The 12,667-nt window shown below is 34.6% G+C and carries 10 protein-coding genes; 9 read left to right on the forward strand and 1 reads right to left on the reverse strand.

Going from position 1 to position 12,667, the window contains the following annotated elements:
* The first annotated feature begins 29 nt into the window (after positions 1–29).
* The 8 genes from B9T24_RS16115 to B9T24_RS16150 all read left to right on the forward strand — a co-directional run bounded on the left by B9T24_RS16115 (position 30) and on the right by B9T24_RS16150 (position 10,951).
* Positions 30–533, forward strand: a complete 504-nt coding sequence (locus B9T24_RS16115) for an Hcp family type VI secretion system effector (protein ID WP_086166722.1) — start codon at positions 30–32, stop codon at positions 531–533.
* 87 nt (positions 534–620) lie between these two features.
* Positions 621–1,097, forward strand: coding sequence for a type VI secretion system baseplate subunit TssE (tssE, locus tag B9T24_RS16120; RefSeq protein WP_086166723.1), 477 nt, complete (start codon positions 621–623; stop codon positions 1,095–1,097).
* Positions 1,098–1,108: 11 nt separating this feature from the next.
* Entirely contained in the window at positions 1,109–2,917 is a 1,809-nt protein-coding gene (gene tssF / locus B9T24_RS16125; RefSeq protein WP_086166724.1) for a type VI secretion system baseplate subunit TssF, read from the forward strand.
* The gene (tssG, locus tag B9T24_RS16130; protein WP_086166725.1) at positions 2,881–3,879 is read left to right on the forward strand and encodes a type VI secretion system baseplate subunit TssG; all 999 of its coding nucleotides are present in this window, start codon (positions 2,881–2,883) and stop codon (positions 3,877–3,879) included. Before tssF ends, tssG begins: the two co-directional genes overlap by 37 nt.
* Positions 3,876–5,300 carry a hypothetical protein gene (locus B9T24_RS16135; protein ID WP_086166726.1) on the forward strand — a complete coding sequence of 475 codons (1,425 nt, stop codon included), beginning with the start codon at positions 3,876–3,878 and terminating at the stop codon, positions 5,298–5,300. Before tssG ends, B9T24_RS16135 begins: the two co-directional genes overlap by 4 nt.
* A gap of 51 nt (positions 5,301–5,351) precedes the next feature.
* Complete coding sequence (gene tssM / locus B9T24_RS16140) at positions 5,352–9,170, forward strand: type VI secretion system membrane subunit TssM (protein WP_086166727.1); 3,819 nt, start codon at positions 5,352–5,354, stop codon at positions 9,168–9,170.
* A gap of 48 nt (positions 9,171–9,218) precedes the next feature.
* Entirely contained in the window at positions 9,219–10,178 is a 960-nt protein-coding gene (tagF, locus tag B9T24_RS16145) for a type VI secretion system-associated protein TagF (RefSeq protein ID WP_086166728.1), read from the forward strand.
* A gap of 2 nt (positions 10,179–10,180) precedes the next feature.
* Positions 10,181–10,951: an OmpA family protein gene (locus B9T24_RS16150; RefSeq protein WP_086166729.1), complete on the forward strand. Its 771-nt coding sequence runs from the start codon at positions 10,181–10,183 to the stop codon at positions 10,949–10,951.
* Between the two features lie 362 nt (positions 10,952–11,313).
* Here the strand turns inward: B9T24_RS16150 and pcaU are convergent, their stop codons facing one another.
* Positions 11,314–12,138: an IclR family transcriptional regulator PcaU gene (gene pcaU, locus B9T24_RS16155; protein WP_086166730.1), complete on the reverse strand. Its 825-nt coding sequence runs from the start codon at positions 12,136–12,138 to the stop codon at positions 11,314–11,316.
* 282 nt (positions 12,139–12,420) lie between these two features.
* Here pcaU and B9T24_RS16160 point away from each other — a divergent pair.
* The coding region (locus B9T24_RS16160; RefSeq protein WP_322853454.1) for a CoA-transferase at positions 12,421–12,667 on the forward strand (247 nt) is incomplete at its 3' end.

Raw genomic sequence — 12,667 nt, forward strand, 5'->3', positions numbered from 1 at the left:
CTTTAAATTAAAATAGGAAAACTTAAAAAATGAAAGACATATATGTACAATTTCGAGGAAAGTATAAAGTTGATGGCGAGTCTCGTGATACGGAGCACAAAGATTGGTTAGAAGTGAACTCTTGGGCACACAATATGCGTCAACCAAAATCAGCAACCTCATCAAGTGTAGGTGGTCATACTGCTGAACGTGTTGAGCATTCAGATATGATTTTTGTCAAAGATTTAGATGCAACAAGCCCAAAACTTTGGGAGGCATGTTCGGCTGGTTATACCTTTGATGAAGTTCAAATCGATTTTTACCGTGCGAATGGTGATAAGCGGATTAAATATCTTCAAATTAAATTGAAACATGTGCTTGTTTCTAATGTTATACCGACTGTAAGTCAAGAAGGTGTACCCACTGAATCATTTGGTTTGAAATATGCGGCAGTAGAATGGACTTATAACCAACAAGATATTAATGGTACGCAAAAAGGTGCTGTGACTAAAAAGTGGTCACTTTCTAATAATACTGCGTCATACGCTGCATAATTTTTGTGACAAAAACAGTGTGAAAAAAATAGTGGTTAACAGCGCTTAGCCACTGTTTTTTATCTTTGATCTTAAAATAAGTAAAATATGAATTTAGACCAATTATATCCTTACGGCTTTAGAACAACACTATTTGACCGTTTATTACCTGAAACTGATCATCATGATAGAGGACTTTATCTTCAAGAGTTACGAGAATCCATAGCCTCGGATTTAGAGGATTTACTGAATAGTCGAATGGCTAAATTGGACCACTTAATTGATCAGTTTCCTTTGGCGAAACAATCCATTTTACAATTTGGAATTATTGATTTTGTTGGGCTATCGACTGCCAATCCAAACGATCGGGACAAAATTTGTCAATCCATTGAGCAGTCGATTGCTGCACATGAACCAAGGCTTAGGCAAATTAAAGTCGAAATGTTACTCGATGGTCAAAACATGGGAGCCTTATATTTAAGCATCCACGCATACTTAAATATTCATCCTTTATTTGAACCCGTTATTTTTGATGCTTTATTAAAACCAACAACACAACAATATGTTATTTCGGCACGATCTTAAGTGGGTTTTCTGTGATTGAAGAACTGTTACCGTATTATGAAAAACAATTACAAGAATTTGGGCAGCAATCGCGTGAATTTGCACAAAAATATCCAAAAATTGCGCAGCGCTTATCGCTTAATCAGGAACAAATTGATGATCCACACATTGAACGTTTGATTCAAGCTTTTTCATTGGTAGCGGCTCGTATTGATAAAAAACTTGCTGATAGCTACGAGGTCTTCACGCGTTCATTATTTGAGGTGATGTTTCCTCAATATCTCAAACCTTTTCCAGCATGTTCAGTCGTAAGTTTTGAAGATATTAATAAAGTTAAAAAACTTAACCAAGTACATGAGATTCCTCAATCTACAACATTGAAGTCGCGTAGTTTTAAAGGAGTACAATGTGAATTTACCACGACACGCGCTGTTCGATTACTACCGATTCTATTAAGCCAGTTAAATTTTAAGACCAATCCCAGTGCTTATATGCACTTGAATCAAAATGCGACCTTGAGTTTAAGCTTTGAAATTTTCAATCAAAGTCATAAACATTTAATATATGAAAAGTTACCTATTTATTTGGATGCGATTTCTAATTTTCCTTTACAAGTTTTAGATAGCATTTTTTATAAAAGTACAAGTTTTTCATTAAAAATGGGCAACCAGATTATTGAAATTAATAACCCATTTGAAATGATTGGTTTTACGGAACAAGAGAGTTTATTACCCATCGATCAGCACAGCCATCATGCTTATCGCTTATTAATGGAATATTTTTGTTTTGCTGAAAAATTTAATTATCTCAATCTGAATTTAAGTTTTTTAAAGCACTTAAAACAAGAGCAAAATGAATTTGAACTATTGATTCATTTAAAGTTGAATTTAAATGATCAAGCCTGTATTCAAAATTATACAGAATTAAATATTGCGAATTTTAAATTGTTTTCAACCCCCATCGTTAATTTATTTCATAAGCAAGCCGAACCACAAAAAATTAATCATAAACAATTGGAATATCCATTAATCACGGACATACATCATCCAGAATTTTATCAAGTCTATTCTATTATTCAAATGAATATGATTCGAGAAAAAAGTAATCAAGATCAGGTGGTTTTTCCTATTTTACCATTCTTTGCGATGAGTCATTATCAGCAAGATGATGTCCAATTTTTTTATAGTCTGAATTCAACCCAATTACCCAATAAACTGCTTGAAACTGGCTATTCCATTATTTCTAAACATTTGTTACCACACAGTACCAAATCTGATTTTATGAGTTCTCGGCTCTTATGTTCCAATCGAAATTTACCACATGAGGTACTCAGTCAAGCTAATAATACGCTTAACTTAAATGATAGTAATTTGGCACGGCATGCTCTTATTTTAAAAAGACCAACTGCATCTTATTCTTTTGATCAAAATAAAAAGGAGCAATGGCGCATTATTTCTCATCTTTCATTAAATACTTTATCGTTAATGAAAGGAGATGCTATCAGTCATATTAAGGAGCTTTTAGAACTCTATAATTTGCCTAAATTAAAAGAAAACCACCTCATTATTGATTCTATTAAAAAAATTGATTTTTCGTTGACACAAAAGTTGGTTGAAGCGAAACCTTTTCCTTTGTTTGTACGTGGTGTAAAGGTAAGTTTATTTATTGATTCACACATTTTTAGGGGGCACAGTCTATATGTTTTCACACAACTTTTAAGTCATGTTTTTAGTTTAAAAGTTCAAATGAATAGCTATGTCGATCTGGTCGTAACGGATTCAAATACACAACAGGAGTTATACCAATGCGTGCAGAACGTTGGTGGCAAGAAGCTTCTGTAATTGATGATTTAATTACAAGACCTACATCTTATGAGTTTATTCAGGCGACACGTTTGTTGCGACACAGACCTGATTCACCGAAAATACAATATTGGGCGAATGATTTTAAATTCTATAGTTCTTTAAATCTTAATTTTCCTGTTTCTGAAATTGAAACACTTAAGTTTGAAAATGAACGTATCCATTTAACCAATTTAATGGTCGGTTTAACTGGAATGCAAGGTGCTTTACCTTATACCTATACCCATAAAATTAAACAAAGTAGTCGTCAACAAAAAGTAGAAACCATTAACTTTCTAGGTTTATTTAATCACAAATTGACAGCGCAATATGTAGATGCAAGCTTGGCATATCATTTGCCTATGCGTTATGAAATAGAAGCAGAAAATGATTATCTTGATATTTTACATGCCTTAAATGGCTATATAAGTTTACAACAAGAACACGCTGAATTAGACGATTATTTCGCAGAATTTTCAGGGCTAATGCAAGGTCAAAATAATACGGCTTATGCTTTAATGACTATGTTGAGTTGTATTTTTAAAACTAATTTCACAATAAAAGAGTTTGTTGAGGAAAAATTTAAATTAGCAGATGAACAAAAAACAATGCTAGGCGGCTTGAATGCCAGTCTATTGGGCGTGAATAGTTTTTGTGGTGAAAATATTCGACAAATTGATGGGAAAATTGAAATACAAGTCGGCCCATTATCTAGAAAAGACTATCTTAGCTTTTTACCGAAACAAAAAATGAGTCATAAACTAAAAAAAATACTATCCACTTGGTGTAGTCCAACGTTAATGGTCGATGTACGGTTAATTCTAAAAAAAGAACAGATACAGCCACTGTGCTTAGCTTCTAAATCAGAAATTGGTTTAATGCAGGGGGCTTTTTTAATGCCAAAACATGCTGCTGAACATAACTCAGAAACGTGTTATGCATTATTGGGGGGTATTTTATGATTAAACTCTTGATCGGAACTTTTAGTGGTATCTTTATCTGCGTAAGCATGGCCATTATTTATTATTGGCGGGATATTCAATACGACCCATCAAGTATTGATTTAATCGTGTATTTTATTTTATTACCCGCAGTATTATCTCTAATAATGCTTTCACCATATTTAACTTATCAAGTTTATCAACATCAAAAAAAACGTAAAGAAACACAACAACAAATGCAATTACAACAGCAAAAATTGAATCACCTTGAACAAGAAAAAAATAATATAAAGGCAGAAACGATTCAATGGCTTACTTTAAAGATTTTTTCTTCCTTTGCTGTGAGTGCATTGGGTGAAAATGAGACCATTCTTGAGCAGATGAAAAAATTTAGAAGTCCAGAGTTGGATGCTAATTTGACCAATGCTTATGGCTTACCTGTTCTATCCTACAGAATTACAGCGATTGATGATGATTTGCAACAATCACAATATGACGATGATATTGATTTAGACAATGCACGTATACAGCGAATAAAAGCTTTAATTCAGCAGCAATTAGAGCAACAAACTGAAGTTCTATGGCAGGTGGCTGAGCATTTAAAAAGATCTGCTCTTTTTTATGATGCGGAATTTGCCTATCAGTATCGTATACATCCTGCTTGGGATACTTTAAATGATGAAAAAATTGATCAATATGAAGATTTTGAACCGTTGGTTGAACCAGTTTCACGTTTAAATTACTTGAATATCCATGTCTTATTAGCAGACAGCTTATTAGATATATGGGATGAATCAGCTAGCCGTGAGATGTTGCTTCAATTTATGCAATCATTGGGCATTCTTTCGCAGCAAATTCAGATTAAATATCATTTTATTGCTCAACAAAGTTCATATCAGGATTGGTTGAATTTATTGGGCCAGATAGCAACCCAACCTGATGAAATATCGTTGGTGATGAATGTCGACTCTGAAATTGATCAAGCATGGCTTGATGAACAAATGTGGGGAACCGAACATTATTTAGCGGCAGAATTTGCCTCAAGTTGGTGTGTCTCGGCTCAAGATACACAAATAAATCATATAGAAGTCACTAGGATGCTGAAAGTTGTATTAAATGCTGATGATTTATCAAGTTTTTTCCATCAGATGATAACCAATCATGTAACGCAAACAGAGCAGTCTGATCCTTTTGTTTTGATATTAGATGATGCAACAGATCTTAAAGCCATCAAAAAAACCACCCAAATCTTTGCACAGACGTCGGTGGATACACATCATTTTTTATATCCCAAACAAAGTTTTGGACATACACAATCATTAGCAAAAATTTTTAGCTTTATGCTAGGTATGCATTTACCAGAGGAGTTTACTGCAATGATATATAGTGCCGATCAAGCTTCAACGCATGCTTTTTTTCAAGCTGATACTGAATTAAATTAAAAATAACTTACTTAAAATATTCATAAAAATTAAGAAAATAACGAGAATCACATGTTTTATACCATTTTAGGTTATGTCTGGCAGTATGTAACGAATCCTAAAGCCATTATTGCACTGTCTTTTTTAATCGCATTGATTTCCTCATACAATATTATTCCCCGAAATGTTTTTTGGGCTTTGCTCACAGCCTACATTTTGGCTTTAATTGGCTATGCTATGTATTGGTTAATGCAAAAATATCATCATGCTAAACAAGGTGAAGTACTTGCGGAAGCCATTGAAAATAATATACAGATAGAATATGTTCAGCAAAAAGACAAAGATGAATTACAACAGATAAACCAACAAATTAGACAATCTATCCAATTGATTCGTAAGTCGAAATTGGGCGATAAAAAGGGCAATGCTGCCTTATATGAATTACCTTGGTATATGGTAATTGGTAATCCTGCTGCGGGTAAAAGTTCCGCTATTTATCATTCAGGGCTAAAATTTCCATTTGAAGAATCACATCAAAAAATGGTGTCATCTGGATTAAGTGGCACGCGAAATTGTGATTGGTTTTTCTCAACTGAAGGGGTTTTACTGGATACAGCGGGACGTTATTCAGTTTATGCAGAAGATCGCTCAGAGTGGTTAGGATTCTTGGGTTTATTAAAGAAAGGGCGTCCTAAAGTACCCGTGAATGGCTTAATTGTGATCGTTAGTATTGCAGAGCTGATTAGCCAAAGTCCTGAAAAATCACTTAAATTGGCTAAAAATTTAAGAGCACGTATTCAAGACTTAACCGAACATTTAGAAATTTTTGTACCTGTTTATTTGGTCTTTTCCAAAATGGATTTAATTGCAGGATTTACTGAGTTTTTTGAATGTTACGAAGCAAATGAATTTGATCAAGTTTGGGGAACAACATTAACCTATGATCCAGACGCTGCAAATAATGCGGTAGAGCTGTTTGAACAACACTATTCTGCTTTATATGATGGTCTAAAAGGGGTGAGTAGTACTCACTTGAGTCGACGTTATACTCAAAATATTTCACCCAGTGTAATGACATTTCCTTTAGAATTTAAGAGCTTAAAGCCCGCACTTAAAACATTTATTGGCACATTATTTGAAGAAAATCCATATCAGTTCAAGCCTGTATTTCGTGGTTTCTATTTTACCAGTGCATTACAAGAAGGTGTCATTGAAAGCCCAATGACTGAACAAATTGCGCAGGATTTTCATTTATCCAAGAGTGTGACTAATGAAAATGGTATTCCAGCCAATTCTATTTCACAGAATCATGGTTATTTTCTTAAAGGTTTATTTTCAGAGGTGATTCTAAAAGATAAAAATTTAGTCAAACAACATATTAATCCTAGACGCAAAAAACAACGTTACCTTGCATTTATGACGGCATTGTTAGCTGTATCCATTATTTTAAGTATATGGGTATGGTCATATCGTAACAATCAACAGTTGATTGCTGATGTTCAAGCAGATTTAGACAAAGTCGTACAATTAGAAAAACAATCAGGACAAGAATTATCAACACAACTAAATGCCTTGTTGATTTTACAAGACCGAATGCAGCAACTGGATCAATTTTCTGAAAATCGGCCAATTAAATTTGGCTTTGGTTTATATCAAGGCAATGAACTACGCGAAAAATTAAAAGTGGAATATTTAAAAGGGGTGAAGCAAGTTATTTTACAACCCGCCCAAAAAAATATTGCCCTATATTTACAACATATCAAAAATAATGAAGCGACGTTAAAAGCCAATCATGTCAATGTGGAAATTAAAAAAGTTTCTAAAAATCAACAATATTTAGAGCCATCTGAAACCAGCCCACACGATGCTTATAATGCTTTAAAAGCCTATTTGATGATGAGTAATCCACAATATATGGATTCAAGTCATTTAAGTGATCAAGTGACACGTTTTTGGCGTTCTTGGTTAGATTCTAATCGTGGACAAATGCCACGTGGCGAAATGCTGCAAAAAGCAGAGCAAATTCTATCCTATGCAATGACTTTAGCCAATAATCGTCAGTTTCCATTACTTGAGTCGGATACATTGCTTGTCGATCAAACTCGTCAAGTTCTATTGTCTATTATTCAAGGCATACCTGCACGTGACCGTGTTTATAATGAAATTAAAATGCGTGCAGCAGTTCGATTTCCTGCGCTTACTATAAAACAACTGGTCGGTCAAAATAACCAGAACACCGTACTTGGTAGTTATGCCTTGCCCGGTATATTTACCTATAAAGCATGGTCTGAACATGTAGAAAAAGCTATTGATGAGGCGGCGAATCGCCCAACAGATAGCAAAGATTGGGTTTTAAACAGCACACAATCGGATGACCTCACTTTTAGTGGTAGCCCAAACCAAATTCGTAAGCAATTAACCCAATTGTATAAGCAAGAATATATAGCGGAATGGCGTAAATTTTTAAATGGCATTCATTATGCAAAAACCAATGATTTCAAACAACAAGCGAACAATATTGACATTTTAGGCGAACCTGAAAATTCGCCTATTCGTTCTGTTATGAATCGTATTGCTAAGGAAACAAGCTGGGATAATCCTATCGTTCAAGCAGAGTTAGCTGCTCCTCAAACAGGCTTTGTGGCATGGTTTAAACGTAAAGTATTAAATAGCGATGAATCTAAAACTACCCAACAAGCCTCAAATCAAGTACAGGGGGTGATTTCAACAGAATTCCAAATGTTCTACCAAATGGTTCGTAAGCGAGATGATCAACAGAATAAATCATTGCTCGATGAATACATGCAATCCATTGCACAGGTTCGTAGCAAGTTCAATGATTTAAAAAGTATAGGGGATATTGGTCCTACAGCCATGACTTTGGTTAAGCAAACGATTAATGAGCAAAATTCTGTTTTTAATGGCACACAAAAATTAATTGATGAAAAAATGTCTGTTGGATTGAATGAAATTGATCAACAGTTATTACAAAAATTATTGATGAGTCCACTCACCCAATCATTCAATAGTCTATTAATTCCAACACAGGATGAAATCAATAAATTATGGACAATACAAGCCAATCAGCCATTTACACATAATTTAGGTCAAAAATATCCATTTAATTCTTCTGCGACATTACAAGCAACGAGCAATGAAATTGGGCAAATTTTTGGTGAAAATGGCAGTATTGCACGTTTTGCCAAAGATTATCTTGATCCATTGGTGGTCCGTCGCGGATATATCTTAACGTCTAAAACATGGAAGGATTTAGGAATTAGCTTGAACCCTCAATTTGTTATGAATTTCAAAAGTTATGTTGCACCCATCAATGGAATGGCAACTGGAGAGCTAAACCAAGCAGCTGTTCCAACAGCAGTCAATCAGTCAAATTTCCAGTTTTATCCATTAGAAAATGCTCAATTACTTTCTTATACCATTGATATTGATGGTCAACGTATGGTCTATGAAAATGGAGTGCAACAATGGGTAAATTTTGTGTGGCCAAATCAAGGATCTATTCCGGGTGCACGTATTACCGTCATCGATTTAGAAGGGCAGACACACACGATTTTTGATGAACCGGGTGAGTATGGAATTAACCGTTTAATTGATAATGCACAGCGCACTCAACACAGTGGTTATTTTGAAATGATTTGGAAAAATCAACAAAACCCTAACTTGGCTGTAAAAGTAAATTTCCGTTTAATCAGTGGAGCTTCGGATCATATTGGCTCTAGTCGTGGCTATATTGGAATGCTGTTGGTCGATCAAGTGGTAAATAATAATTCGGTTCGTGTCGTAGCAGCACAAGCAGCACCTATGCCTGCTACAGCAGTTAAAACAAATGCGACCTCTGTATTCGCTGATCTAAATGGAACTCGCCCATGATCTATAAAAAAATACGGAATAGGGCAACAAAAAAGCGGGAGAGTTATTATGTATAAAATAAAAACTTTTCCACTTTATTATGGGAAATGTCCTGCACATGGAGATTTTTTAAAGACACGGGGGCAGTCGACTTTAATTCAATTAATGGATCAATGGATGACTGAAGCACTCGAATATGCCATGCAATCGCCAGATTTCAGTCGTATTTATCCAAAACTCCCTGCATTAGATTTTTTCATTGCCAACCCTCAAGAAACCAAGTTTCTGGTAGCAAACTTAATTAGTAGCAAAGATAGTTCAGGACGTCTATTTCCGATGCTACTGAGTCATTTATTAGAGGTAGATACGCCATATGAACATATTTTGTATGCACCCTATAGCTACAAACAGACCTTGATCAATTTATTGCAAAAAAATCAGGTGATACATTCAATACATGATCCTGATATTTTGCTAGATAAATTGAGTAAATTAAGTAATGAAATTCAAATATTTACGCATATAGAAAGCGCTAAATTTTATGAATATCATACGATTCATTCATTTTCTCAATTGATGAAAATAACTGCTTATGAACTTTCTCAAACTATAATTGGATTAGGTTTGTTGCTACAACCTGTTATTCAACAAGGTACCAGTCGACTAAAAAAAGTCCTTATTTTACCGATTAATAATCCAAGCTATTGCTATGAAATAGCCGCGTTTTGGGTCAATTTAATTAGTTATTTTATTGCTAAGCAAAATGTAGAATTGCTCATTGGAATTTTACATAGCCATTCACCTGTTTTGTTATTTGGATTTCAAGGTGCTGATATTATTGCATTAAGTGAAATATTTACTCAAAAAATGGATTCAGAGCATTGGGTTTCATTAGCAAAAGCAGACTGGATTGATCCTTATTTAGAACAAAATGCAGGACTCGCGGCCTTAGAACAGTCCTTGTGTGAGCGCCATCTAAGTTTAAATCAAGGTATTAAACTTTTTAGACAAACATTTATAGCTGATTAAAAATGATTAAATTACAAATAATTAGAAAAAAAATTAAAATCCTGATTTTATTGACTCTTGTATCCTTAAGTTCTTTGGTACTGGCCGAACCCATTGTGGTTGAAGGTGTTGTACCAAATGAAAGCAGTAAACAAGCAATTTTAGCCAAAATGTATAGTGTTTATGGATCGTATCAAGTCATTGATAAAATTAAAGTAAAACCAGTTTCCGCACCCAATGGCTGGAGTGATTCAGTAACCAAAATCATTACAGCAGATTTAAAGAAAGTTAAACAAGGGAAATTATCTGTGCGTGGTACAGAGGTTGAATTAACGGGGAAAATGTTAAATCAAAATGATATTCAGCCAACCACAGTGAATTTTCAAAATATGATTCAAATACCATATCGCTTAAATATACAGTTGTCTGTGAATCAAGCAGAGCAGCAAATTATTGATGATGCTTTAAAAAATAGAATTATCGAGTTTGAATCTGGAAGTGCAATATTAGTCGCATCAGGAACCAAAATTTTGGATGAAATGGCAGTTGCATTAAATAAAGTCGCTGGCAAGAAAGTTAAAGTTATTGGTCATACGGATAGTTCAGGTAGTCCAGCTAAAAATTTAATCCTTAGTCAGGAACGCGCAGCCACCGTTAAAAAGTATTTAACAGAAAAAAATGTGCCAACAGATTATTTAACGGTGGAAGGATTGGGTTCAACTCAACCCGTTGCTGATAACACAACCATTGATGGTCGTAAGAAAAACCGTAGAATTGAATTTGAAGTTCAATAAGTCTTGTTATTCAAAATCTTAAATGTCCTGTTTTTAACTATAAGCGTTAAGAACAGGACTTAAAAAATTGTTCAATGATTACTTTTTGAGTTTTATGAATTGGCGTACTGTTCTTGAGATCAAATGAGGCATGATTATTAGATAATGCTTTTTTCCAAAGAGAGCGATTGGCGCATTTTTTCTAGCAATTGTTCAACCCTCGTAAGGTTTTACAATCAACATTAAGTATAAGCTCTACAGCATTTATATATACTACACGAATCAATTTTTGTAGAACATTTGCAGTAGAGGTAGTGTATTTGATATTAGTTATTACACTTCATATTATCTGATTTCACACAGCACAAGCGTTGAACAAATATCTAAATGACATTACGTAATTCACGTGCCGTTTCAAGAAGCAAAGGCATAATTTGCTGAACTAGATATTCTTTCGTCGTTTTTGTCGTAGGCGAAACAATATTTAATGCTGCAACGACATTGCCTTTCGGTCCATATATGGGCACAGCAAGCGCATGTACCCCCAGCTCATGTTCTTCGCTTGAATAACACCAATCTTGCTCCTTAATTTCCTCTAAAATTTTTAGAAAGGTATTATTGTCTGTGCAGCTAAATTTGGTTAGTCGCTTCAATGGATATTTTTCTAACCATTTTTTTTGCTCATCTAAATCTAGATATGCCAATAAAATTTTACCTGCTGATGTTGCATGTGCCGGCAAACGATTCCCTAAATGGAGTCCATAAGGATTGACCCGATCTGTTTGTTGGTGGGCCGCACTTCGAGCAATGGTAATTGCTTCATAACCATCTAAGACCATTACTGAATAAATAAGCGATGTTTGAGTGGTGAGTAAGTTTAATAGGGGTTGGCAAATTTTTGGCAGTTGTGAACCACTTAGGTAAGCACCTGAAAATTTTAATATTTTAGGTGCTAAATAATAATAATGCCCATCAAATTCTAAATATCCCAAATACTCAAGTGTGAGTAAATGTCTACGCGCTGCTGCACGCGTCATACCTGTTTTTTCAGCGGCAATACTGATATTTAAGCGATGACGTTCAGATCCAAAACAATCTAAAATAGCCATACCTTTGCTAATACCCGCGATAAAATCTTCATGTCGAATATTTTTTTGGTTATCTGGGTTTTGCAAAATCTTCTTATCTTCTAATTTAGCCTCATGCATAAGTTAACCTTTATTGAGCTGATCAAACAAAATTGAGAGTAATTGAATATGCATCTAGTATATTCAAAAATTAGAATAATTGTTCGATCATCGAACCTAAATACTGCGGATCGAACAAAATTACTGTTTTATAGTAGATGTTCAATTAAAAAAAATGAAAAATAAACAAAAGGAATTCTAATGAAAACACTCGGGATTGAGTGATTCAATTTTGAGCTTATCTATTCATCCTAAGCATTAGTTTTCATCCTTATTTATGCAGCGTACAGACGGAGTTGTCTAATGATTGATAAAAGTGCTCACTCATTAACCGAAGCCTTATCCCAAATTAAAGATGGCTCCACCATCATGATTGGTGGTTTTGGTACAGCAGGTCAGCCTGCTGAACTGATTGATGGCTTAATTGAGCTGGGTACTCAAGACTTAGTCATCGTGAACAACAACGCAGGCAATGGCGATTATGGCTTGGCCAAACTGTTAAAAACCGGTGCTGTGCGTAAAATCATTTGTTCTTTCCCACGCCAATCCG

It is taken from the genome of Acinetobacter sp. ANC 4654, from assembly GCF_002135425.1.
GTDB lineage: Bacteria > Pseudomonadota > Gammaproteobacteria > Pseudomonadales > Moraxellaceae > Acinetobacter > Acinetobacter kyonggiensis.